This window comes from Rhizobium sp. WSM1274 (assembly GCF_025200775.1).
In the GTDB taxonomy this organism is placed as follows: Bacteria; Pseudomonadota; Alphaproteobacteria; order Rhizobiales; family Rhizobiaceae; genus Rhizobium; species Rhizobium leguminosarum_I.
In genome coordinates this window covers 374,801-398,999 of sequence record NZ_CP104140.1, presented here as the reverse complement: position 1 = coordinate 398,999, position 24,199 = coordinate 374,801, and the positions used below count along the sequence as shown (strand labels likewise).

General features: G+C 62.3%; 16 protein-coding genes. 13 read left to right on the top strand and 3 right to left on the bottom strand.

Going from position 1 to position 24,199, the window contains the following annotated elements:
- Positions 1-170 precede the first annotated feature (170 nt).
- Entirely contained in the window at positions 171-956 is a 786-nt protein-coding gene (locus N2600_RS31630; protein ID WP_222385326.1) for an IclR family transcriptional regulator, read from the bottom strand.
- 440 nt (positions 957-1,396) lie between these two features.
- On the opposite strand from N2600_RS31630, the gene N2600_RS31625 reads away from it, so the two are divergent.
- Positions 1,397-2,131: an SDR family oxidoreductase gene (locus N2600_RS31625; protein WP_170261517.1), complete on the top strand. Its 735-nt coding sequence runs from the start codon at positions 1,397-1,399 to the stop codon at positions 2,129-2,131.
- An 81-nt stretch (positions 2,132-2,212) separates the two neighbouring features.
- Entirely contained in the window at positions 2,213-3,490 is a 1,278-nt protein-coding gene (locus tag N2600_RS31620; protein ID WP_260299590.1) for an L-fuconate dehydratase, read from the top strand.
- An 89-nt stretch (positions 3,491-3,579) separates the two neighbouring features.
- On the opposite strand, the gene N2600_RS31615 is transcribed toward N2600_RS31620, so the two are convergent.
- On the bottom strand, positions 3,580-5,358 hold the full coding sequence (locus tag N2600_RS31615) for an adenylate/guanylate cyclase domain-containing protein (protein ID WP_311319312.1): 1,779 nt from the start codon (positions 5,356-5,358) through the stop codon (positions 3,580-3,582).
- Positions 5,359-5,857: 499 nt separating this feature from the next.
- On the opposite strand from N2600_RS31615, the gene N2600_RS31610 reads away from it, so the two are divergent.
- The 3 genes from N2600_RS31610 to N2600_RS31600 are packed head-to-tail and all read left to right on the top strand — an operon-like array spanning position 5,858 to position 10,379.
- Complete coding sequence (locus tag N2600_RS31610) at positions 5,858-8,437, top strand: caspase family protein (protein ID WP_260299588.1); 2,580 nt, start codon at positions 5,858-5,860, stop codon at positions 8,435-8,437.
- A 23-nt stretch (positions 8,438-8,460) separates the two neighbouring features.
- A complete protein-coding gene (locus N2600_RS31605) occupies positions 8,461-9,099 on the top strand; it encodes a tail fiber domain-containing protein (protein ID WP_260299587.1) in 639 nt (212 codons plus the stop codon).
- A gap of 17 nt (positions 9,100-9,116) precedes the next feature.
- Positions 9,117-10,379, top strand: coding sequence for a methyltransferase family protein (locus N2600_RS31600; protein WP_260299586.1), 1,263 nt, complete (start codon positions 9,117-9,119; stop codon positions 10,377-10,379).
- Between the two features lie 272 nt (positions 10,380-10,651).
- Here N2600_RS31600 and N2600_RS31595 read toward each other — a convergent pair whose 3' ends face one another.
- A complete protein-coding gene (locus N2600_RS31595) occupies positions 10,652-12,259 on the bottom strand; it encodes a hypothetical protein (RefSeq protein ID WP_260299585.1) in 1,608 nt (535 codons plus the stop codon).
- A gap of 258 nt (positions 12,260-12,517) precedes the next feature.
- Here N2600_RS31595 and N2600_RS31590 point away from each other — a divergent pair, with 258 nt between their 5' ends.
- The 8 genes from N2600_RS31590 to N2600_RS31555 all read left to right on the top strand — a co-directional run bounded on the left by N2600_RS31590 (position 12,518) and on the right by N2600_RS31555 (position 24,124).
- The gene (locus N2600_RS31590; RefSeq protein WP_026236777.1) at positions 12,518-13,108 is read left to right on the top strand and encodes a hypothetical protein; all 591 of its coding nucleotides are present in this window, start codon (positions 12,518-12,520) and stop codon (positions 13,106-13,108) included.
- Between the two features lie 188 nt (positions 13,109-13,296).
- Positions 13,297-13,674 carry a hypothetical protein gene (locus N2600_RS31585; protein ID WP_260299584.1) on the top strand — a complete coding sequence of 126 codons (378 nt, stop codon included), beginning with the start codon at positions 13,297-13,299 and terminating at the stop codon, positions 13,672-13,674.
- A gap of 211 nt (positions 13,675-13,885) precedes the next feature.
- Positions 13,886-15,838, top strand: a complete 1,953-nt coding sequence (locus N2600_RS31580; RefSeq protein ID WP_260299583.1) for a DUF4384 domain-containing protein — start codon at positions 13,886-13,888, stop codon at positions 15,836-15,838.
- A 21-nt stretch (positions 15,839-15,859) separates the two neighbouring features.
- Entirely contained in the window at positions 15,860-17,476 is a 1,617-nt protein-coding gene (locus N2600_RS31575; RefSeq protein ID WP_260299582.1) for a caspase family protein, read from the top strand.
- A complete protein-coding gene (locus N2600_RS31570; RefSeq protein WP_260299581.1) occupies positions 17,473-19,998 on the top strand; it encodes a trypsin-like serine protease in 2,526 nt (841 codons plus the stop codon). Before N2600_RS31575 ends, N2600_RS31570 begins: the two co-directional genes overlap by 4 nt.
- Positions 19,999-20,011: 13 nt before the next feature.
- Positions 20,012-21,196: a serpin family protein gene (locus N2600_RS31565; RefSeq protein WP_260299580.1), complete on the top strand. Its 1,185-nt coding sequence runs from the start codon at positions 20,012-20,014 to the stop codon at positions 21,194-21,196.
- Between the two features lie 42 nt (positions 21,197-21,238).
- A complete protein-coding gene (locus N2600_RS31560; protein WP_260299579.1) occupies positions 21,239-23,644 on the top strand; it encodes a protein kinase domain-containing protein in 2,406 nt (801 codons plus the stop codon).
- A gap of 168 nt (positions 23,645-23,812) precedes the next feature.
- Positions 23,813-24,124, top strand: coding sequence for a DUF982 domain-containing protein (locus N2600_RS31555; RefSeq protein WP_017968505.1), 312 nt, complete (start codon positions 23,813-23,815; stop codon positions 24,122-24,124).
- Positions 24,125-24,199: the final 75 nt, after the last annotated feature.

Here is a 24,199-nt window from a genome sequence, read left to right as displayed (position 1 = left end):
ACCCTAACCCTCTCCCCGTAAAAAACAGGGAGAGGGGACGTGCCAAACGCAACGTCGAGGTTGGGGGAAGCCGGTGCGGCATTTCCCTTCGCCCCGTTTACGGGGAGAAGGTGCCGGCAGGCGGATGAGGGGCTGGTTTCGCCAATCCCCGGCCGAGATCCTCCTTCCCATCAACCAGAATTGGCGACATCGGCGCCGGCAAGCAGCGACAACTGGGCGGCGGCCTTCTGCACCAGCGTGATCGCCTGGGTGATATCGGGTGCCGACGGCGCATTGACGAGCGCGATAAAGGGGCAGGTAAGGGCGGCGATGCAGCGGCGGTCCGGTCCAAGAACGGGAGCGGAAAGATTGTAGACGCCTGATGTCTGGGCGCTCGCCATCATCTCGTAACCGCGCTCGCGGATCTGGTCGAGACGGTCGTAGAATTCAGGCCCGAGTTCAATCTCCGCGCGGCTGCGCACATGTTCCGAAATCATCATCTCCCGCTCTTCCTCGCTGCGGAAGGCAAGCAGCACATGCCCCGAACCGGTGTCGAAGAGGCTGATATGGGCACCGACGCGGATCGAAAATCCCCAATAATCCGGCGCCTCCTGCTGGGCGATGACGACGGCAGCACCCCGATCGAAGACGGCAAGATGGTTGGCCTGGCGCGTGCGCTGGGCGAGATCGCGCATCAGCGGCGTGGCGTAGGAGGCGAGGCGGCGCACCGGCGCGTGCAGTTGGGCAAGTCCGAAGAGCTTCAGCGTCAGCGAGTAGCGGTCGCCGTCCAGCCGGGTGACGTAACCGCGGCGCACCAGCCGGTCGAGCATGCGGTAGAATTCGTTGGGGCTGCGGTCGAGCCGTTTGGCGATTTCGGCCTGGGTGAGGCCGCTGTCGACGCCGGCGAGCAATTCCAGGATATCGAGGCCCTTGTCGAGGGCAGGAGCGCGGTAGCGGTCGGACTCGTCGGTCACCATTCCTTCCTCCTGTGAATATATTTCTGCATATACGCAGAACCGCAGCCGGAAAAGGAAAACTTCGCACTTGACCCTTGGCCAATCGTCTGTTTGTCTATAAACAGACAACTCATCACTGAAAAGTCGATCGAAAACGAGCGGCTGAGGTATCGAAGGCGCCCGAGCGGCAGGATCATAAGCAAGCCGGGGACAGGGAGGAAAACCGTGCAGCGCATGGGAATGGTCATCGGCCCTGCCGCCGGCGGAGATCGCCGAAAAAGCAGCCAATCGGCTGAATCTCCCGCTGATCTGCCTGTGCAACGGCGCCAACTCCTCCATTTAACGCAGAGAGCCGTGCACCTGCGGAAGCAGGCCGGAATGCTCCATCACGACCGAGCTTCGCCAAGACATCAGCCGCACTCCATCGTCGAGCGTAGACAATTCCAGAAAAGGCCCGTGACATGACAAATAGACTTTCCGGCAAGACCGTTCTCATCACTGCCTCCGGTCAGGGCATCGGCCGGGCGACGGCGGCGGCCTTTGCCGCGATCGGTGCCAAGGTTCACGCAACCGATATCAACACCGAGGCGCTGGCGACGCTTGCCGCCGAAACCGGGGTTTCCACCCATAAGCTGAACGTACTCGAAGAGGATGCGGTCAAGGCCCTCGTCGCCGAGATCGGAGCCGTTGACGTACTGTTCAACTGCGCCGGCTTCGTCCATGCCGGCTCGATCCTCGAGATGAAGGATTCCGATCTCGAATTCGCCTTCGACCTCAACGTCAAGGCGATGATCCGCACCATCCGGGCCGTGCTGCCGGGCATGATCGAACGCAAGGACGGAGCGATCATCAACATGGCCTCCGTCGCCTCCAGTATCAAGGGCGTGCCGAACCGCTTCGCCTACGGCGTCACCAAGGCGGCGGTGATCGGACTCACCAAAGCCGTCGCCGCCGATTATGTCGGCCAAGGCATCCGCTGCAACGCCATCTGCCCAGGCACGGTGGAAAGCCCGTCGCTGCAGGACCGCATGCGGGCGCAGGGCGATTACGATGCGGCGCGCGCCGCCTTCATCGCCCGCCAACCGATGGGCCGGCTCGGCTCGCCGGAGGAGATCGCCGATCTCGCCGTCTATCTCGCCGGCGCGACCTACACGTCGGGCCAGGCGATCGCCATCGACGGCGGCTGGACGATCTGATTTCAGCTGATGCGGCCGCCCACTGCAATCGGCTCTATATAATCGGCATATAATCGGCCCATATCATCGGGAGGAACAATCATGACCCGCATCACCGACCTTCGTGTCTTCGATCTCCGCTTTCCCACCTCGCAAAGCCTGGATGGATCCGATGCGATGAATCCCGATCCGGATTATTCGGCGGCTTACGTCATTCTCGATACGGATGCGCCGGATCTTGCCGGCCACGGCCTGACCTTCACCATCGGCCGCGGCAACGACATTTGCTGCATGGCGATCGAGGCCATGCGCCACCTCATCGTCGGCGCCGACCTTGCCGAGGTTCTCGCCCATCCCGGCACCTTCTGGCGGCATCTGACGAGCGATAGCCAACTGCGCTGGATCGGCCCTGAAAAGGGCGCCATTCACCTGGCGACCGGCGCGGTCGTCAATGCCGTCTGGGATCTGCTCGCCAAGCAGGCCGGCAAGCCCGTCTGGCGGCTCGTCGCCGAGATGTCGCCGGAAGAGATCGCCGATATCGTCGATTACCGCTATCTCACCGACGTGCTGACGCGCGACGAGGCGGTCGAGATCCTGAAGCGCGCCGAGGCGGGCAAGGCAGAACGCATCGCCATCCTCGAAAAGGAGGGCTACGCCTGCTACACGACCTCGGCCGGCTGGCTAGGCTACGGCGACGAAAAGCTGCGCCGCCTCTGCCAGGAGGCAATCGACGCCGGCTTCAATCATATCAAGATGAAGGTCGGCCGCGATCTCGAAGACGATATCCGCCGTCTGAGGATCGCCCGCGAGGTGATCGGTCCCGATCGTTACCTGATGATCGACGCCAACCAGGTATGGGACGTCGGCCAGGCGATCGACTGGGTGAAGGCGCTCTCCTTCGCCAAGCCCTTCTTCATCGAGGAACCCACAAGCCCCGATGATGTCGCCGGCCACCGCAAGATCCGCGAGACGATCGCTCCGGTGAAGGTCGCGACCGGCGAGATGTGCCAGAACCGCATCATGTTCAAGCAGTTCATCGCCGAGGGCGCAATCGACATCGTGCAGATCGATTCCTGCCGCATGGGCGGGCTGAACGAGGTCCTCTCCGTACTGCTGATCGCCGCCAAGTTCGGCCTGCCGGTCTGGCCGCATGCCGGCGGTGTCGGCCTCTGTGAATATGTGCAGCATCTGTCGATGATCGATTACGTCGCGGTGTCGGGGACCAAGCAAGGCCGCGTCATCGAATATGTCGATCATCTGCACGAACACTTCCTCGACCCCTGCTTGATCGAAAACGCCGCCTACATGCCGCCCACCCTGCCGGGCTTCTCCATCGAGATGAAACCGGCCTCGATCAGCACCTATACGTTTCGAGGCTAGGCAACCGACATTCAGCGCCCTCGCAGATCGTCCCGAGCGAAGCGCAGCCATTGATCGGGCGTTCACTGCCGCCGATACCGCCAACCTATTCATCCCGCCAGACCAGCGAGCCTCAAACCCTCGCGGAGCCGCAGCACATCATGCTCGTTATTGAGATATGAGACATCAACAAGCCAGTTAACATAGTCGGCGGGACCTGCCGTCGACGCTCCGCACCACCTTGTCCTAATTGCATCAAGGAATATTTTTCCGCATTTCTCAGCGTCATCGATCCGACCGAGGTGACCGTAGGACGCTGCGCGCCATGCCATGTCTCGCGGCTCTCTTTCGGGCGTGTCAAAAGTCCGCTGTTCCAGAAGAGTGGCGGCCTCACCGTATCTTTCCGCAAGGAACAGAAGACGGGATTTGTAATAGTTGTACCAACTGGGATGGAGCGGGTTCAGCCGGTAGGCGACCTCGGCGCCGGCCAAGCCTTTGACCGGCCGCCCCAACGCTCCTTCCATCCCAGCCCAGAGGATCAGAATAGTGGCATCATTGGGATTCATCGATTTTGCGAGGTCGAGATGATGCTCCGCCCTTTTGAAGTCTCGCCACGTCAAACAAATGTAACCCAGAGTGCACTGTACCCGAGGATCGCTCGGGTCCAAGGCGAGTGCCGTTTCGGCCGAGCGAAGCGCCTTGATCCGGTTATCATCGCGTTCCCTTGGGATACCAAGGCCTCCTTCCGAGGCGCGGTTAAGGTAGATATAGGCGAGACCTGTATGTGCGCGTGCGAAGGTTGGATCCGCCTTGGCAGCGCTTTCAAACAGTGCCTCGGCGCGCTCCTGTGCTCCCGGCCGGAAGTCGTCGGAGAGGCGGTTGCCCTGTAGGAACAGATCGTAGGCTCGCACGTCTTCCGGACGGCGTCTTCTAGAGGTGAGCTCGTTATCGTCTATGACGCGCTGCGCGACCATGGCGACGATGCTGCGCGCTATCTCTTCCTGGGTGGAGAAGATATTCTCTATGGACGCGTCGTAACGCTCTGCCCAGCGATGAGTGCCGCCTTTTGTCTCGACAAGCTGAACCGCAATCCGGATCCGATGGCCCGCTCGTCTGACGCTTCCCTCGACCACGTAATCCGCGCCGAGAATGTGTCCGATCTCGCGCAGGTCGCCCGTCCGGCCGCCCAAAGCGAACGACGAGGTTCTTGCGATCACCATGAGTTCGGTGAACCTGGCTAGCTCGATGATGATGTCTTCGGTGATTCCATCGCTGAAATACGTCTGCTCAGGGTCACCCCCCATGTTTTCGAATGGAAGGACTGCGATAGTTGGTCCGGTCGATCTTGAGAGGTTGGAAACGGCAAACTTCGACCCGCTCAGCGGAAGATGGTACGCCTTGATCGGGCGCGTGATGTTCTTGAGGCGCTGCTCTCCCGCATATTCGATCGTGGCGTCGATTTTCCCCGCAAGATGTTCGTACGCTGCGCCTGAGATCAGAACATCGCCCGGCGGACACAACTGCTCCAGTCGCGCCGCCACATTAACTCCGTCCCCTAAGATGTCGTCACCGTCTACCACGACGTCGCCGAGATTGATTCCTACGCGAAAGACGATCTTGCTCTTCGGATCGACGAGGTGCTGTTGGCTCGCCACGGACTTCTGCATTGCGATCGCACAAGAAACAGCCTCGACTACCGAGGTGAACTCCGCGACCAGACCGTCGCCCATCAGTTTGACGACACGTCCAGCATGTGCAGCGATAACAGGACGTAACGACGATGTCATCAAGCTGCCGAGAGCCGCAAGCGTTCCGTTCTCGTCCGCCTCGACCAAGCGAGAATAGCCGACGACATCCGCGATTAGAATAGCTGCGAGCCTTCTCTGCAACGGTCCCCTCCGGTCCTCGCCCATGTATTCGGGCCCACGAATTCAACACCACCATGATACATCGGGCTAGCCGAGGATGGAAACTCCCTCATGACGGGAGCACGATGCGAGGTTTGAAAGTGTTTCAGTACCCTCTTTGCTAAAGCATGCCTCGCTAAAATGTGCAGCTGTTTTGCGATAAAGATATTCGGAAACAAAGGTCTGTGCAGACTACTGTCGCCGGAATGCACCAAGCTGACAGACAAGAGGCTCCAAGAAAACGTCATCAGAATTGACGTATCTGCCCTCATCCGCATGTTTGTTCTCTGATTTCCATAGTCTTTCCCGCCAGAGACAGGCTTCCAATCTGCAAGAACTGCTCCAATTCTCTTGGAGGCGGCGCAGCTTGCTTTTTAGGGCGCCGAGGAATAGTTTTGAACTGTGAATGCGGAGGGGGCCCAGCACCAGCAGGCCAGCAAATTTTATTGAACTTAGACAATAGAATGTTTGCGATCGAGCCATGCCCAAGTTTCACCACATCAAGAGACTGTGCGCTTATCTGATGATCATCGCAGCAATGCTGCTGTCGATCGGCACGGCATTTGCCGCCATCAAAGAAGAGAGCGGACGCCGCGTCGCCCTGGTCATCGGCAACTCGGTCTATAAGACGCTGCCCTCGCTTCCCAATCCTGCCAATGACGTCGAAGAGGTCGCCAGCACGTTGCGTGCGGCCGGTTTCGATGTGACGATCGGCGTCAATGTCGACCGCATCGGGCTCGAGGATACGGTGCGGCGCTTCCTGCGATCGACCAGCAACGCCGAGGCCGGCCTGATCTATTATTCGGGCCACGGCATCCAGGTGGGCGGTCAGAATTTCCTTGTGCCGGTCGATGCGACACTGGAGACGCCCTATGACGTCGAGACGCAGACGATGCCGCTCGACCTCATTCTGAACCATCTCAAGCAGAATTCGCGGGTGCAGCTGATCTTCCTCGACGCTTGCCGCAACAATCCCTTCAACGCCCAGAAATTCTGGATGGCGGAAAAACTGGAACCGGTCGGCGCCACACGCGGACTTGCGCGGATCGACAGCGATCTCGGCAGCCTGATCGCCTTTTCCACAGAACCCGGCCAGGTGGCGCTCGATGGCACCGGGGCGCTGAGCCCCTATTCCGAATCCTTCATCAAGCGGGCAAGCGAACCCAACAAGGAAATCCGCCAGGTCCTGACCGACGTGCGCCGTGATGTGATCGCCATGACCAATGGCAAGCAGGTCCCCTGGGAAAATTCCTCACTGATGGACAGTTTCTATTTCATTCCGGCGCCGCCGCCGCCGAGCGTCGAATCGATGCAGCAGGTGAGCGTGCCGGAGGGTGCGGCCACGACCAAATTGCCGATCGCCCCGCCGCATGACGAGACCGGCTCGGCGCTGCTCGTCACTCTCAATCAGCTTCCCAAAACCGGCAAGCTCAGCTTCGACGGCAAGCCGATCGAGCAGGGCGCGAAGATGCCTGCCGCGGCACTGACGGCACTGAGCTATGATTCATCAGGTGTTGCCGCCGGAACCGTCGGCCTCATCGGCTATACCGTCAGCGACCCCTATGGCCAGGCGACGCAGGGTGTCGTCGCGATCACCGTCTCGGCGGATGCCGGCGCAAAGCTCGCCCAACTCGAGCAGGAAAAGCAGGTGCGGCTGGCCGATGCCGACGCCTATCTGAAGACGCTGCCGCGTGACGTGAGTACGACGATCGGGGTCGGCCCCGTAAAGGCCGGCCTGCCTGAAGTACCGGCATCGGCAGCCGACTTGACCTTCAACGTGGCGGCCCTGCCCGACAAGGGCACGCTGCGGGCCGGAGACCGGGTGATCGGGCTCGGTCACGTGTTGGAATCCTCGGATATTCCATTGCTCTCTTACGAACCGCAGATCGGCACCGAAAACCAGCCTTTCGCCCTGACGCTGCAGGCTGCCAATGACGACCTGCCGCCGGCGACGGTCACCTTCAAGCCGGTACTCGATGCCTGCGATACAGCGGCCGCAGCACCCCTCGACCTTCAGGGCGTGACAGCAGGCAAGCTGCCGAACGAGATCGAACCGGACATAGCGCTGCCGGCCTGCACGGACGCGGTGAAGGCCTATCCTGAGGTGGCGCGTTTCGTCTATCAGCTCGGCCGCGCCCAGCTTGCCAACCGCGACGCGAAAACAGCCTTTGCGACGATCAAGAAGGCGATGGATGCCGGGCATGTCCGGGCGATCTATGAACTGTCGAGCCTTTACGAGTTCGGCGCCTCCGTTCCGCGTGACGCCGCCAAGGCAAGCGAGATCGCCAAGGGTGGCGCGGCCAAGGGCGATCCCTTTGCCCTGCACAGCTACGGCAAGGCCCTCTACTACGGTCGCGGCACCAAGGGCGATCAGCAGCTGGGGTTGCGCTTGATGCTGCAGGCGGCCGATCTCGGTCATACCTACGCAATGAACGAACTCGGCTACATCTTCCTGAACGGCATCAACGTTCCGGCCGACCCGGAGCGCGCTATCCGCTTCTACGAAGCCGGCGTCCAGCGCAACGACATCTATTCGCTGAACAATCTTGCACTCGTCTACCGTTTCGGAAAAGGTGCTCCGCAGGATCTCCCGAAAGCGCTCGACCTTTTCACCCGGGCGGCAGAGGGCGGTCAGCCCTATGCCCCGACCAATCTCGGGCGCATGTACCGCGACGGTATCGGCGTTGCCGCGGATAAGGCCGAAGCGGTGAAGTGGCTGGAGATGGGCGCGGAACGCGGCGACTATTGGGGTGCGCTCGACCGCGCCGTGCTGGCGAACGAAGAAGGCTCGGACGCTGACAGCCTTGCAACGGCGGCACGTTATTTCGCGCTGGCGACCGCCATCAACATGCCGGGCAGCGGCGATCCGAAGAACCAGGCAAAGGCGGCACTCAAGACCTTGCCTAGTGCTGCAAAGAAGATAGCGGAAAAAACCTTCGTTATCGAGTTGACCACTCAGGAGCAAAAGGCGCTTCCGAAGACCAAGTCGCTCGACGACAGGCTCGTTCAACTTGCCAAGGCGACATGGGTAAAGCGAAATCCGAGGTACGATCTCTTCTAAACGGCGGTCTGGGGGCGCCCTACATGAACAGCAAGCTCATCATCCGTATTCTCTTGTGCTCGACATTCATCGCAGGCTCAGGCGCAATCCTGCAGAGCTGCATCTTCGACCCAGGTGCCAGGACACTGTTCTCCACTGAAGAGCCGGCCACGCCTGCCAGGAAAACCACGCCCACCGTCAAAAGAGTCGCCGCAACGAGCAATCAACCGGCTTTCGCCCGTTCCGAGAATAGTTCCGGTGGGAATTCCAACTCTGGCGGCGGCATGGGCGGCGGCTCTGGCTCTAGCGGTTCTTCTGATTCGAGCAGTTCATCCAGCTCCAGCAGTTCATCCAGCTCCAGCGGGGGCTGGTCCGATCGCCGCTTGAAGACCGATATCCGTCGGCTCGGCACCTCGGCTCAGGGCATCCCGGTCTATGCCTTCCGCTACATCTGGGGCGGCCCGATGTTCGTTGGGACGATGGCGCAGGAACTGTTGGCGATCAGGCCCGAGGCAGTGATTAAAACCGCATCGGGCTACTACATGGTCGATTACGCCAAGCTCGATATTGCGATGATCTCGCTGCCTGAGGATGCGTCTTGCCTGATGGCTGAAACTGCGATGGCGCTTGCGACGCGGGCGGCACGGGTACGTTCTCGGGGCTGCGTCCAGCCGGCAGCGTAATCGAGAAGGCCGAGCGCGTGCCGATACCGCAGGACAGGGATACCGTGACCGGGAGCGCTCTCGTCAGTCAGGCTGCGACCCTTGTTGGCGTTCTCGTCGGCGTTGCGCTCCCGACCTATCTGCGGCTTGAGCCCGGCAAGGCAATGGCGCTTGCGGTGTTCTGCCTTCTCCTCGCGTGGATTGTCGTCGACCGCGCGCTCACTGCTCGTTCGACCTGGGCATCTCGAATGAGAAGAGACGAGGCTCCCGCCATCTTCTGGCGGCGTGTCGGGACAAAACTTGTCGGCCTCACCGCGCTTTTTGGCGTAGTCGTCATCGCCTGCTCGGTCTTTCCGTTTTTTACGCAGTCGTCCGCGGTCCAATGGATTATCGAGGCCGGCCACACGACCATCCCGATCTTCATCGCGCTTGCCGGCGCCACCATTCTCTACGTTGTGGTCACCGATCTGGTCGCCGAAGAGCCCGACGACTATCTCAATCAGGTCGGGCGCGTGGTGCTGATGCAGGATTTTCGCGAGGAGGACGTGCTGTTCGCATTGCGCCTGCTTGCAATCAAATGCTTCTTTCTCGTGCTGATGTTTTCAGGCGGCATGGCCGCACTTTCCGATCTTGCCAACAAACCGGCCTGGTCATTTCCTCCGCTCTCGGCCGCCTGGTTCGAGGGCCTGTTGCGGCTTGCCTTTCTTCTCGACACCGTGCTTGCCGCCGGCGGCTATATCGCCACCTTCAAGCTTTTCGGATGGCATGTCAGGGCAACCGAGACGACGGCCCTCGGCTGGCTCGTCTGCCTCATCTGTTACGAACCGTTCTTCCCTGCGATCTCGCATGCCTTCGTGCCCTATGGCGAGGGGCCGGGCTGGGAGACGGTGATCCGGGAAGGATCGGCCGTCTTCATCCTCTGGAGCGTCGCGACGCTGTTTTGCACCGTGATCTATGTCTGGGCGACCGTTGCCTTCGGGCCGCGATTTTCCAACCTCACCCATCGCGGCATCATCACGTCAGGCCCCTACCGCTTCATCAAACATCCGGCCTATGTCTCGAAGAACATTGCCTGGTGGCTGTTTGCGGCTCCCAGCTTCATCGCCAGCGGCCTTGCGGAAGGGCTTGCCCGGGCAGGGATTCTGGCGATCGTCAGTCTTATCTACGTCATGCGCGCCCGCGCCGAAGAACGCATGCTGAGCCGGGATCCCGCCTATCGGGACTATGCCGAGAGCGTCGCGGCACATGGGCTTTTGGCAATGGCGAAGCGGCGGTTGGCGCCGACCGCGCCGCGCGTCTGAAAAGACGCGTGGAGGACGCAGGCCAGGCGAGCTTGACGGAAACGCATCCCCAATCTCCGTCATCCGGGCCTTGAGCCACCCGCCCGGTTGGCTCCAATGGCTGCCCCTCACCCTAGCCCTTACCCTAGCCCTCTCCCCGTAAAACGGGGAGAGGGGACGTGCCATACGAGAGGCCTGGGGACGGAGAGGTTGCGGCGTGTCCCTTCGCCCCGTTTACGGGGAGAAGGTGCCGGCAGGCGGATGAGCGGGGCAGCCGGCGATCCTCCCGCCCTTCAACCATCCAGCCCCTTGAATCGCACCGGCTGGTAGCCGCGCATCAACAGGCTGCCGAGCGAATAGGTATTGCGGCAGACGCGGCCCTTGCAGGCATTCGGCGAGGCCTCCATCACTTCCACCTTGCGGTCGTCGGTGAAGCGCATGAACAACAGCACATGCGAACCCGGCTTGTTCAATGCATCGCCCGGCCGCATCGACCAGGGGTCGGAGAGGCGCTTGGTAATCGCGGGGATGGCGCGCGTCGAGACATGCATCTTCAGGCCCCAGGCGTCGCTGACGAAGCCGGAGCAGTCGACGCCGAGGATGTTGGATTGCGGCGCGCTCTTGGTGCAGACATTGCCGGCGGTCTGGCCCTTTTCGACGCCGCCGATGAAATTCTCGAGCGGCGTCTTGCAGCCCCAGCAATAGGGAACACCCTTGACCGTCTGGCCGCGCTTACCGATCAGGTAGATTGGGCGGCGCAGCCGGCTCATGTTGACGCAGCCGGGCCCCGGATCCCCGCCGTAGGCAGTCGGCGTCACCATCCAGTTCAGCGTCTCGAAGCCGATTGCGCGCTCGATGACGTCGCTGCGCGATTTCGGCACGATCGCCACCTTCGGCGTCTTGCCGGGCTTACCGGCATCCAACTGTTTTGCGGGCAGGGCGGCGGCAAGCTTGCGGCCGGGCTCCCGGCCGTCGAGCCGCACCACCTGCGCCCGGCTTTCCTGCGATCTCAAATAGAGCACGTCGCCCCGCGGGCCGATCGCCACAAAACGCCTGGAGAACACGGTTCCCGGGTCGATCGGCAGGTCGTAGACCCGGTCCATCGCCCCATTCGGCGTGAAGCGCACCACCAGCATGCCGGTGCGCTCGGGCCGGTCGGCGGGCACCAGTTCGACCAGCGCATAGGGCCTGCCTGTCGTGTCGATGTCGAGAAGCTCGACGGTGCCGATCCGGCCTTCCGAGGCGAGCTGCAGCGAGAGGAAATTCTCCTCCGAGCTGCTGCGCCGCAGCAGGATTTCCGCCTTGTCGTTTGCAGCAGCCGAGACCTCGGCGACGATATCGCCGAGCCCGCGGCTCGGCACATACTGAATGACTGGCGGGCGGGCCTCGGGCCGGCTGGTGCTGCGACCGATCTCGTCGATGATGCTGTTCAGCGGACCGGGCGATACCGAGCCCATCGAGGCGAAGACCGAGCGGGTGTAGTCGTCGGCATCGCCGCCGTCGACGGCGCGCAGCGTCTGCGACCGGCCGTCGGCATCGGTGGAGCGCTCGAGCGGCACGACACCATCCGACCAGAGGTAGAGTTCGTTGTGGACGACCGCGAGATCCTCGGGCGCAGCATTTTCCGGTAGCGGCAGGATCTCAGGCTCTGCCTGCGAGCGTTCGGCGTCGGTGGCGAGCACGCGGCCGTTGTTCTGGTCGAGGATATAAATGGTGCCGTCGTCGCCGACGGTGATCGCCGCCGGCCCGGATGCCTCGACTTCCTCGTTGGAAGAGATGATGCCGACCGAACGTGCGCCGTCGCCGCCGCGAAGCTCGATGATCGTCGTGTCTTTGGCGAAAACCGGCGAGGCGACCGCAAGTGCCGCGGCAAACAAAATATGCGACCCAAAACTACGCATTGCCTCGACCCCCAGAACAGGATGATTTTAGGCCGATCCGGCCTACAATCTGAATCCTGTTCTCAATTAAAGCAAGAGCATGATGTCGTCCGAAAACCGCTCACACTTTTCGGCATCATGCTCTGTGACCGTCAAGTCTTTAAATTGGTAGGATAGTTGTGCCTCGTCAGCAAGCTATTGCTTTCCAAACGATTTGGAGATCTCCGCCGGCGATAGTACAAGAACATCGTTTCGAAAATTTGTCGGCAGGGAATGCTTATGCTGGAATGGAACGGTGACGAACTGGCGCTCGATATAAGCTTGCTGGAGCAAGTTCGCGCGGCAAGGATCAACTTCTCCGATCGCGTCTGCGCGGCCTCGGCCAGCAAGGATGACAAGCATCTGGCGCAGCTGCGCTCGGAGCCGACCTATCTGATGGCCGAGTTCCTCTATTCGATGAAGGTCTTCGGCATCAGCACTGCCGAGGATATCGAACGCTTCGCCGATCTGCACAATGACTATGTGGTGTCGCTCACCCGCGATCCGGCCAAGCTCCAGCGCCTTGGGCTCTCCCAGGATCGGGCGCTCGCCTCGATGTTCACCGCCGACACCAAGCCGCGGCTGATCCAGAACTGGGCGGAGAAAGCCGGCGCGATCGACCAGTCCAACCTCGCCCGTTTCCTGGTCGCGGTGATGTCGAGCGAGACCTGCCGCAAGACGCTGATCGATTTCGAGACGGCGGGCTTCATGCAGCGCAAGCGCTCGCCCTACGGCACCATGGTCGTCTGGTCGACGGGCATGATCGAGGAGATCTTCGGCGAGATGCTGCGCGACCTGCGCCTTAACCTGCAGCAATTGAAGATCCTCTGATGCATGTCGCCCGGAAGTGTGCAGCGGTTCCGGGTTAACGACATGCATAAAACAAGGAGCGAAAGTGCCTCGGCCAGTCGATTTCAACCCTCCCAATCGATTGGCACTGAGCGCCGTTGCCATCCTTCCGACCTCTCCCTATTGTCGTGCTGCTTGCCCTATTGCGGCGCATAACGGATTTGACGACGATGACGAAATCCTGGCTCATAACCTTGTCGATCGGCCTTCTGCTGGCGCTGCAGATCCCCCAGCTTGGCTATTCCGGCCCGGCTGAAGACGCGCTTGCGGCACGAAACCCGTCGCTTGCGGCGCTGCGCCAACATGACGAAAGGGCCTTTGCTGCGGCGACTGCGATCATCGCCGAACACGAACGCGCCAAGGGGCTGGCACCCGGCGAGGACAAGCTGCCCGACGCGACCTCGCCCGGCCGCGACATGGGTTCAGGCCCCGGCAAGGAATTCACGGTCGACAATCCGGATATTCTCTGGCTCTACAATTCCTCGCCCGAGGGAATGAGCGACCTGATCTCGATTTTGAAATCGGCCGGGCAAAAACCCAAGAACTAACCGTGACCTTGCAGTCGAACGGACTATAAAAGGCGCCGGATATTGCCGAGCGTGAGTCTTGCTCACGTCTTTGCCTTGGCGGATTCTTCCAGGTTCCAAATAATTTGTAACCCTCCCTCAAGCAAGACAGGCAAAGCCATCCCAATTTCGCCGGTCAGTGCTATTCTCATCTTCAACACAGTGTGAGATTGTTCGAAGAGGAGGTTTTCCAATGCCGAACCGCAAAGCCGTCCTAGCCGCAGCCACCTTTCTTTCGTTCTTTTCGGTGGTTCCCGCCATCGAGGCGCAGAACGAACGCACATTGACAGAAGCGCCCGCGCAGACCGGGCCCGTCAGCATCACCTTCGATCGCGCTGAAGCCAAATACGCCGTCGGCGAAGTTGTCGGCCTCTTCATTCAGTCGACCGAAAACGCCTATGTCACGGTGCTGAATGTCTCGCCGAACGGTTCTGTGGTGAAGCTTTTCCCGAACAAGTACCAGACCGATGACCTTGTCGGCGCCGGCAAGCGCGTGCAGGTGCCGGATCCAGCAAGCGGCGCCCGGCTGCAGGTTTCCGGCCCGGTCGGCCAGGAGCAGATCAAGGTCTTCTATTCCTCCAAGCCGCTGACGATCTTCGCCGATCTCGGCGGCAGCGGCGCCGGCATGTTCCGCTCCGTCGACGGCGGCATGGATACCGTTTCCCGCAGCCTTGAAGAAGCCCGCAGCCTCGGCACCAAGATCAGCAGCAAGACGCTGACGCTGACGACGGTCGACAGCTTGCCCGCGGTGCCGCCCGTCGCAGCCGCCCCTGCCGCGAAACCCGCACCGGTCGAGCAGGCTGCCAAGCCGCCCGTTGCGCCGAAACCCGCAGCCGCTCCGAAGCCGGCGACGACACAGGAAGTCGCCAAGAAGCCGGAAACGGTGGTGGAAAAGCCGAAGTCCGTTACCCCGAAAAAGGTCACGCCGAAGCCTGTCGAGCAGGCAACACAACAGCCGCCGAAGAAATACAAGATCGTCACCAATCTGGCGCCCGGCCAGGAGCTTGCCGCCGACGAACTGCAACTGATCGGTCCGGCCGACACCACCTCATCCACCAACCCGACCCAATATAAACAGCCGACCACGCAGTATAAGCAGCCAACCCAGACGTCCCAGACGAAGATGCCCAAACTGCCGATGCCGCAGATCAAGATGCCGCAATTCAAGCTGCCCGGCGGTTTCAGTATCAAGATGCCGCAGCTAAGCCTTGGCCGTTCGGCCGAACCTGGCCAAGCCGGCGAGGAGGTCGAGATGGCAAACGCCGATACGCCCGTTTGCACCGCCCTTCTCGACAAGCTGAACACGGCCGTTGCCGCCAAGGATATCACGGCTGCCGCCGCTGAAGCCGACACGATCGCCGTCAGTGCCGACTGCGGGCAGTTCCAGGTGAATGCCCAGCGCCGCGTCGCAGCGCTCAGGCTTTCCGCTGCCCAGGAGATGATGGCGGCCAACCAGCCGGTCGCCGATTACGAGCCGCTGCTTGTCGCCGCCGACAGTCCGCAGGTGCTCTGGCAGGCCTCCGCCACGCTCGGCGAGATCTATTTCTCCGCCCGCCGCTTTGCCGATGCCGCCGCCGACTACCAGCAGGCGATCGAGATCATCAAGAACGAGACCCGCACGCCCAAGGCGCCGCCGGCCGAGACGATCTCCGATCTCATCCAGCGCGCCGCCCAGGCCCGCATCCTTGCCGCCAACCCGACCAGCGACCATCCTGAAGGCAGCTTCGTGCCGGCCGAGAAGGATCACCGCAGCGGCGTGCTCGGCGGCATCTATTCCGAGAATGTGCGCGGCATCGTGCCGGTCTCCATTCCGGTTCCGATCACCTTCGATTTCAACAAGTCGAGCTTCACCTCGATCGGCACCGAAGCCGCTGAGGAATTGCTGGAGGCGCTGAAGGAGCAGAAACCCGGACGCGTCATCCTTATCGGCCATACCGACCATCGCGGCGGTGACGACTACAATCAGAAGCTTTCCGAACGCCGCGCCCAGGCCGTCGCCGACTTCCTGAAGAGCAAAGGCATCGACGCGACGATCGACGCCGAGGGCCGCGGAGCCTCCGAGCCGGTGGACGTAACCGCAACCGCAAACCTCACCGAAGACGACGTCGATGCGCTGAACCGCCGCGTCGAATGGCGCCGCGAATAGCTGGGGCGAGGGGATTTGGCCATGTCCGCATCCGTTTCCATGGCCGCAGCACTTGCCCTCCTCACCATGGCGGCGACCGATAGCCTGGCAAGGGTGATCGAAGCGCCGGAGCGCGGCGCGGTCAGGGCCGTGCTGATCGGCATCGACCTCTACCGCAACGTTCCACCGCTGCATGGCGCAGTCGCGGATGCCGAAGACCTTTCCCTTTCGCTGCGCTCGGTCGGCGTCGAAGATATGACACTCTTGAAGAATGGTGCGGCCGACCGCGAGGGCATCTTCCACGCGATCGAGGCCGTCACGGAACGGGCAGGGCCTGGCGACCTCGTCGTGCTTGGCATTGCCGGTCACGGGTCGAGCGAGCCGGAGCGTGTCAAGGGCTCGAAACCGAGCGGCCGCGACGAGGTCTATGTGCTCGCTGGCTTCGACACCCGTCTTCCCGGATCACGCGAGCGCATCTTCGGCGACGAATTCAAGGCGCTGATCCGGAATCTTGAGACCAAGGGCGCCGATGTCGTCTTCATCGCCGATACCTGTCATGCCGGCGGCATGACCCGCGACGTCGATCCGCGCGGCGCCGAGATCACCTGGCGTCAGGCGCCGTCCTATACGATCGAGGAGGACGACCTCGCGCCGATCTCGACGACGGCGGATGCACTGTCCACCGGCTTCGATTTCAAGCGGCTGACCTTTCTTGCCGCCGTCGACGAGAACACCAAGTCGCCCGAGATATCAATTCCCGGCAGTCCGCAGAAACGCGGTGCGCTGAGCTATGCCACTGCCCGCGCTTTCGAGGGCGCCGCGGACCGGAATGGCGACGGCGCCGTCAGCCGCCGCGAACTCTTCGAATATGTGCGCCAGGCGGTCTACCAGTTCACCGATCAGCGGCAGAACATCTTTACCGAAAGCCCGCCCGGAACCGATCTCGATCGCGCGGTCGTCTATAATTACCAAGGGGCGGGGGCGCAGGCGGCGACGGAGAAATCAAACGCTCCGCTGCCGGCCGAGCCCGCGCCGATCAGCGTTGCCGCCCTCGGCTCGAATCCGGTGCTGCAGGGGATCGAGCCGGCGGTCACGCCGTTCAAGCTGACGGAGGGTGCTGATGCCGAACTCGTCTTCGATCCCGAAAAACGCGAGGCGATTGCCGGCGGCGATGTCGTCGCCTCCGCCATCGGCGCCGGCGACATGCCGTTCGTCGTCGACCGGATGGCCGCGCTCGATACCCTCAAGCGGCTGTCCGAGACAAACCCGCAGACCGTGCGGGTGACGCCTTCCGACGCCGTCCATCGCGAAGGCGAGCGGGTCGGCGTCACAGTTTCGGATTTATCAGGCCGCAAGCTCGTGCTCTTCGACGTCACCGGCGATGGAACCGTGCAGTTCCTCTATCCCAACGACAAGGAGGTCGATGCTGCGATGTCTCAGACCTTCGATCTCGATCTTTCCGTCGTCGCACCTTTCGGCACGGACCTGCTCGTCGCCTTCACCTCTGAAACCCCGATGCCCGAACTTGTGGAATTCCTGAAGCAGAATGATAGGCGCCGCACCGCCGGCAATATCGCCAAGCGCCTCGGCGAATTCCTGCCCGAGGGGGCGCGCGTCGGATTTACGGTCCTCTATACCTCCGCCGGAGCCAAGCTATGAGCACGTCGATCAGCAGGGTCCTCAATATTGCGTCGGTCATGCTGCTTCTGGCTACTCCCGTGCTGGCGCAGCAGGACACCGATTTTGCCGGCGAGGATGGCGGACGTGTCATCGGCGGCCAGGCGGCCAAGAAGGGCGAATGGCCCTGGCAGGTGAAGATCCTGGCGCCCGATCCCGAACAGCGCGGCCGCTTCGGCGGCCATTGCGGCGGTTCGCTGATCGCACCGCGCTGGATATTGACGGCCGCCCATTGCGTCACCAGCGGCCGCTCCGGCAAGCAGGACCTCTTCGCCCGCGACCTGCTGATCGTCGAGGGCAAGTCGAAGATCGACAAGGTGATCGCGGTCGACGGGCCGGACAAGCCGGGCCTTGCCGTGGAAGACGTGATCATCCACGAGGATTTCGACCGCAAGGTCTTCGCCAATGATATCGCCCTCATCAAACTGAGCGAGCCGGCCAAATCGAAGCCGGCGATCCTTGCCTCGGCCTCGGACGACGAGGTGGAGGCCGCCGGCCACCCGGCTGTCGTCACCGGCTGGGGCTATACCAAGGCTGATCACGGCTGGGACGACAAGTACCTGCCGACGGAGCTACAGGAAGTCGAACTGCCGATCGTCCCGCGCGATGACTGCCGCGCCGCCTACCGCGACAGCTCGATGCGCATGAACCCGATCGACGAGCGCAATGTCTGCGCCGGCTACGCCGAGGGCGGCAAGGATGCCTGCCAAGGCGACAGCGGTGGGCCGCTCGTCGCCCAGCGTCCCGACAAGCGCTGGATCCAGCTCGGCATCGTCAGCTGGGGCGCTGGCTGCGCCGAGGCAGAGCATTACGGCGTCTATACCCGTGTGGCCGCCTTCCGCGACTGGATCGCCGCAAAGTCCGACGGCGACGTGCCTGACGTTGAAGGGCCCGCTGCCGACGATCAGGTCGCGTCCACCACGACCAGTGGCGGGACGAAGCAGAGGCAGTCCGGACAGGAAGAAGCCAATCTCGCCATCACCACTTCGCCGGCTGGCGAGCCAGCCGCGACGACCGAAACGCCTGCTGCCGACACGCCCGCCAGCGATACCTTGCCGGCTGACAGGCCCGTCACCGACGAACCCGCCGTGCAGCAGCCGGTCGCCCAGATGCCGGTGATCGAAAGCTCGCCCGGCGATCGCGCACTGCTGATCGGTATCGACGAGTACGAGATGCGCGAGGCCAAACTGACCGGCTCCGCGACCGATGTGAAGGCGATGCAGGTCTTCCTCGTCAAGACGCTCGCCTATCGCCCGGAGCAGATTCATACACTGACCAACCACAAGGCGACCCGCGAAGCAATCCTTGCCGAGATCGACGACTGGCTGGTGCGTCAATCGACGCCCGGAAGCCGCGTCTTCCTCTATTTCAGCGGCCAGGGCTCGGAAGAAATGGGTGCCGAGGAAACGACGAGCCCGACGCTGGTGGCCGTCGATGCCAAGCTGGTGCGCGAGGGCGGCAAGGTGACCGTCACCAACCAGATCCGCGAAACCGAGATCGCCGCACGTCTGAACAGCCTCAAGGACCGCCGTGTGACGCTGCTGATCGATGCCTGCCATGTCGGGCCCGGCAGCCGCAGCGCGGTGGCCGCACCCTCCGGCACCGTGCGTTGCCTCGGCCCGGCGCTGGCAGCGCTGGAACCGCCGAACAAATCAGGCAAGGAAGCAAAATTCTCCTTCGGCGGCGAAAGCGCCATGGTCTGGTCGGCAGTCAATGCAGGGCAGTGGGCCCTCGTCGACCGCGAGGCCAAGCCGCCGGTCGGCGTCTTCACCCGCCGCTTCATCGAAGGCGTGCAGGATGGCGTGGCACGCGCTGCCGACAAGCCGAATGTCAGCAATGCCGCCCTTCTCGATTATGTCCGGCGCAAATCGGACGAATATTGCCGGACGCATGCGGAGGATTGCCGCTTCACGCCGGTGCCGCAATTTTATGGCCAGCCGGATGCGCTCGGCCGGGATGTCATCACCGGTGAGGAGGCGAAGACGCCGGTCGCCGCCGTCGAAAACACGCTGAAGAGCGACAATGAGGCCGGCGTCGCCGTCGACGTGCTGCCCGGCACCGCGGTCAGCATCGGCGACAAGGTGGCGATGCGCGTCTCGACCAAAACGTCCGGTTACTTGATCCTGGTCGATATCGACGCCTCCGGCAAGCTGACGCAGCTTTACCCGAACAAGCGCTCGATGGGGCTGAAACCATCAGCCAAAAGCGGCGACAACCGGCTCGATCCGGCCCGGCCGGTCGTCGTGCCCGATGCGCGCAATCCCTATACCGGCTTCGAATATGTGGTGGAGGGGCCGGCTGGCGTCGGCATGGTCGTTGCCATCCTCAGCGACAAGCCGATCGAAGTGCTCGACCTGCCCGATGTGCCGACGCCGCTCGTCGGCCAGCGCGCCGCCTTCAACTATGTCTACGATCTCGCCCGAAGCCTCAGGATCGTCGGCGACGACGAAACCGGCGCCCAAGGCAAATGGTCGTTCGATTCCAAATTCTATCGCGTCCGCTGAACAGGAGCGAACCATGCCGAAATCCACTCTGCTGGCGGGTCTTGCCGCTTCCCTGATGGCGCTTGCCCCGGCCGCCCATGCCGGCAACTCCGGCGACAGCAAGGCGATGCTTGCCGCGCAAGCCGGGCTTGCCGTCGAACTCATCGACCGCAGCCTGGCAAAAGAGGGTGCTGCCAATATCATGGTATCGCCGGCAAGCCTTGCCGCAGCACTCGGCCTTGCAAGCCTCGGCGCCTCCGATGCGGCCAAGGCCTCGATCGCCAAGGGCCTCGGCTTCGGCGGTGCGGTGAAGGGACCGGAAACGGCGTTCGAGGCGATGTCCGCGGAAAAGCCGGCAGCGGCGGATGCGCCTTTGGCGATGTTGGTCGCGATCGTCTTCGACGACAAGCTGGTGCTCGTCCCCGCTGCGCTCTCCATGCTCGCCGGCCACCACATCAAGCCCTCGATCGAGGATCTCGACGGACCGAAATCGGTCGAACACATCAACGGCTGGGTCAAGGACGCCACGAGGGGCGCCATTCCGTCAATCCTCGACGCACCGCCCGGCGGCGGCTTCGTCAGCCTCGGCGCGCTCTCCTTCAAGGCGCGCTGGAAGACGTCGTTCGAGAAGGAGAGCCCGGCAAGCCCCTTTCAGCGGCCGGATGGCTCGACAATTTCGGTACCGATGATGCATCTTGCCGGCGATGGCCAAAAATTCCGCTCCGACGAGAAATTCACCGCCGTCGACCTTGCCTATGCCGGCGAGGGCTACAGCATGGTCGTGGTGGCGGCGCGCTCCGGCAAGGGTGTCGGCGGCGCGGACCTGAAGGCGCTCGCTTCCTGGCTGCAAGGGGAAAAATTTGAGGCCGCCAGGGGCGAAATCTTCCTGCCACGCTTTTCCCTGAACGACGGGCGTGATTTGATGCCGGTACTCAATGCGATGGGAGTGGCGCCCGAGAAGGCCAAGGATGCGGGGTTCCCGGGTTTCACCAAGGAAAACATCCGCTTGTCGCGCGTCCTGCAGAAGACGATGATCAAGGTTGACGAAAACGGGACGGAGGCGGCGGCAGCCACCGCTGTGGTCACGGAACGCAGCATCGATCCGAAGCTTGTTCGCGTGGTCGCCGATGCCCGTTTTGCCTTCGCGCTTCGCGACACAAAGACCGGCCTGCTGCTGGCCGCAGGCCTGATCGGTGATCCGCTTCTGGCGGGCGAATAGAATTCGGTTTCATGAATGCAATGAATGCAGGGGGACACGTGCATGAGAAGTGATCTGATCGCCCGCTACACGATCGGCGAACCGATCTATGAAAACGAATTCATCGTCTATCCCGCTCAGGACAAGCGGATGGACCATGCGGTCTTCATCGTCACGCCCGATGTGGCGCTGAAACTGGACAAAGCTCGTTTCGAGCGGGTCTGGACCTCAATCAACGAGGCCAAATCTCTGACGGCACGGCGCTTCGTCGAAATCGAGGACCTCATCCCGCCGTCGCCGGAAGACGACAATTTCTACATTGTCGAGAAGCGGCCGTCGAAAACGCTGCACCAATATCTCGACGAAACGGAGATGGTGGCTTACGAGCGCGCCGTCGAGATCGGCCGCCACATCCTCGAAGGCCTGGCGACATTGCACGGCGCCGGTTACGCCCACAATGCCCTGACGGACCAATGCATCTATGTGTCGGAGGATTATTCCGGCCTGTCGGTACGGATCGGCAACCTGCACCTGATCTCGAAGATCGGCGAGCACATCATCCCGCCCTATGTGCCGGAATTCGGCGCGCCGGAAATCTATGCGAGCGGCAGCTTCTCCGCCTCATCCGCGCTCGACATCTACGCCATGGGCATGATCGCCTATAAGCTTTTCCTGCCGCGGCAGACCTATGCCAGCGTCTTCGACAGCGTCATGGTCTGGGAGGACGAACACCAGCGCGAGCAGAGCTGGAAGAACATCCATCTCGACCCTTCCAACGTCTTTCCCCGCCTGGACGTGCTGGTTCCGGGTTTTCCCGAGGGGCTTGCAAGCCTTGTCGAAAGGATGCTGAGCCGCGACCCGGCCCAGCGACCGCGCATGGGCGCCGATGCGCTGGGCGAATTCGCTCGCGTCACGACCGGCATCCAGCCGATGTCGTGGGATCCGCGCGGCGGCATGCAACAGCAGCAGGAGGCGCCGAAACCGAAAAAATGGACGCTTGCTAAGCTGTCGATGATCGGCGCGCTGCTCCTGATCTGCATCGGCGTCGGTGTCGTAACCATCCCGAAGCTGCTCCGCCCAGATCCGAAACTCGTCGCCGATGTCGGCACCTGGAAGAAGGAGGCCGAAAGCCGCAAGCAGAAGGCGATCGCCGCCAAGGCGCCGGAGCGCGCTTCCGGTGATCAGGCAAAGCTCGCCTATGACACGGGCGCTGCGGCGCTGACATCGGCCGATTCGCTGCTCAAGGACGAAGACTATGAAAAGGCCCTTCCGGGCTTCCAGACGGCCGCCATCAATCTCGGCAACGCGCTGATCGGCATCTCCAAGGAGAATGCCGAGAAGGCGAAAGCTGCTGCTTCAGCCGCCGGCGGCGACAAGGCCCCAGGTTTTGCCGAGGCAGACACCAAGATGAAGACCGCCGCCGACGCGGCCACTGCCAAGCAGATGCATGCTGCGGTCGACGCGTACGACGCATCGAAAACAACATTCGACGATCTCGCCAAGGCGCTCACCGCGCTGGCGGCGGCCGAAAAGGACGCCGCGGCAAAGCGCGAAACGGTCGATCGCATCGGCGCCGGCGATAGTCCCGACGTTAAAAAGGCGAGCGGGCTGATGACCGAGGCCAAGGCCAAGGCCGAGCAATGGCAGATGCCGGCCGCGACCACAGGCTATGGCGACGCCGCCAAGCTTTTCGACGCCGTCATCGCCGATGTTATGGCGGCAAAGGACGAGGCGACGGCGCTGAAGCAGAAAGTCGCCGATCTCAACGCCTCGATCGCCACCCGCACCGGTGCTGCCGATCCAACGCTTGCGGCCCTCGCCCCGAAGATCGGCGAGGCCGACGGCCGCTACGCCGCGGAAGCCTATAAGCTGGCGATCGTTGCCTACCGGCCGATCCTTGCCGATCTCGAGGCGCTGTCGGCACGCGGCTTCTGTCCCGTTTCGCAGACGCTTGCCTTCGAGACCGTCCCGGCCGGAAGCTATTCACTGGAGAACGTCCGGCTGATGACCTCCTCGATGAAGGAGCTCGGCGGCATGCTTGGCGTTGCCAATGGCGCCGTGAAGATCGACAAGTCCTTCTGCATGCAGACGAAGGCGGTCACCCGTGCCGAGATGGCGGAATATTACATCGCCAATTCCGACCCCGCCGCAGCAAAGGCCTATGCCGACAATCCGCAGCAGCCGGCCGACGACGTGCCGCTTGCCGTGGCGCAGAATTATACCGCCTGGCTGTCGAAGCAGCTGAACGCCCCCGTCCACCTGCCATCGGCGACGGAATGGATGGCAAGTGCGGCGAAGATCACGCCGGAAAAACTGCCCGACAATGGCGATATCATCCTGCAGTGGAGCGCCACTCCCTGCGAAGCCGGCGGCAATGTCGCCTTCATGGCGCAGGAGGGCTCGACCTTCGTGGTCTGCTCCGACGCGTCGGCCGGCGGCATCTTCCGGGTTACTGCAGAATTGCGGTGAGCGCGGCGAAAAATGGGACCGAATAGGGAAGTTTGCGCGTCGTTTCTGCTTCATTCGGCAGCTCGCGTTCAAGCCGCATCATTTGACAAATTTCAATTCCAAATTTCAAAATACGCGCGTATATTGAACTGGGGACTGCAGTATCCGTGCCTTGAGGGGTCGAGGACAATGTGCTGGAACACATCATCAGCATTTACGCCGGTTGGGTTTGCCTTGCGAGGCCCGGCATCTCGCAAGATCGTATGGACGTTGGGCGACGCGGCGCGTCTCCTGATCAACGACTGGCCTTGCGATGACGGCGAGGAATATGTGGCAGCCGTCAAAGCCTGCGTCGACGCGTTGAGCGGGAAGATTGCCCCGGAACAATTCCGGGAAGCGCTTCTGCGTGCGGCCGATGAGGCCGGCATCGCTACTCTATCGCTCGTCCGGCAGGGAATGGGAGAGCGACGGCCGGACCTTCCCCCAATGATGCCAACATAGGCCTTGTTCCCAGGGGCTACCCGCCTATCGACGTTGCGTTTGCGCCAGGAGCGGTCGTTGGGCTCGGTGTCAAGG

Coding starts and splice junctions, on each gene's coding strand:
- N2600_RS31630 (WP_222385326.1), bottom strand. CDS start 956: ATGGTGACCGACGAGTCCGACCGCTACCGCGCTCCTGCCCTCGACAAG.
- N2600_RS31625 (WP_170261517.1), top strand. CDS start 1,397: ATGACAAATAGACTTTCCGGCAAGACCGTTCTCATCACTGCCTCCGGT.
- N2600_RS31620 (WP_260299590.1), top strand. CDS start 2,213: ATGACCCGCATCACCGACCTTCGTGTCTTCGATCTCCGCTTTCCCACC.
- N2600_RS31610 (WP_260299588.1), top strand. CDS start 5,858: ATGCCCAAGTTTCACCACATCAAGAGACTGTGCGCTTATCTGATGATC.
- N2600_RS31605 (WP_260299587.1), top strand. CDS start 8,461: ATGAACAGCAAGCTCATCATCCGTATTCTCTTGTGCTCGACATTCATC.
- N2600_RS31595 (WP_260299585.1), bottom strand. CDS start 12,259: ATGCGTAGTTTTGGGTCGCATATTTTGTTTGCCGCGGCACTTGCGGTC.
- N2600_RS31590 (WP_026236777.1), top strand. CDS start 12,518: ATGCTGGAATGGAACGGTGACGAACTGGCGCTCGATATAAGCTTGCTG.
- N2600_RS31585 (WP_260299584.1), top strand. CDS start 13,297: ATGACGAAATCCTGGCTCATAACCTTGTCGATCGGCCTTCTGCTGGCG.
- N2600_RS31580 (WP_260299583.1), top strand. CDS start 13,886: ATGCCGAACCGCAAAGCCGTCCTAGCCGCAGCCACCTTTCTTTCGTTC.
- N2600_RS31575 (WP_260299582.1), top strand. CDS start 15,860: ATGTCCGCATCCGTTTCCATGGCCGCAGCACTTGCCCTCCTCACCATG.
- N2600_RS31570 (WP_260299581.1), top strand. CDS start 17,473: ATGAGCACGTCGATCAGCAGGGTCCTCAATATTGCGTCGGTCATGCTG.
- N2600_RS31565 (WP_260299580.1), top strand. CDS start 20,012: ATGCCGAAATCCACTCTGCTGGCGGGTCTTGCCGCTTCCCTGATGGCG.
- N2600_RS31560 (WP_260299579.1), top strand. CDS start 21,239: ATGAGAAGTGATCTGATCGCCCGCTACACGATCGGCGAACCGATCTAT.
- N2600_RS31555 (WP_017968505.1), top strand. CDS start 23,813: ATGTGCTGGAACACATCATCAGCATTTACGCCGGTTGGGTTTGCCTTG.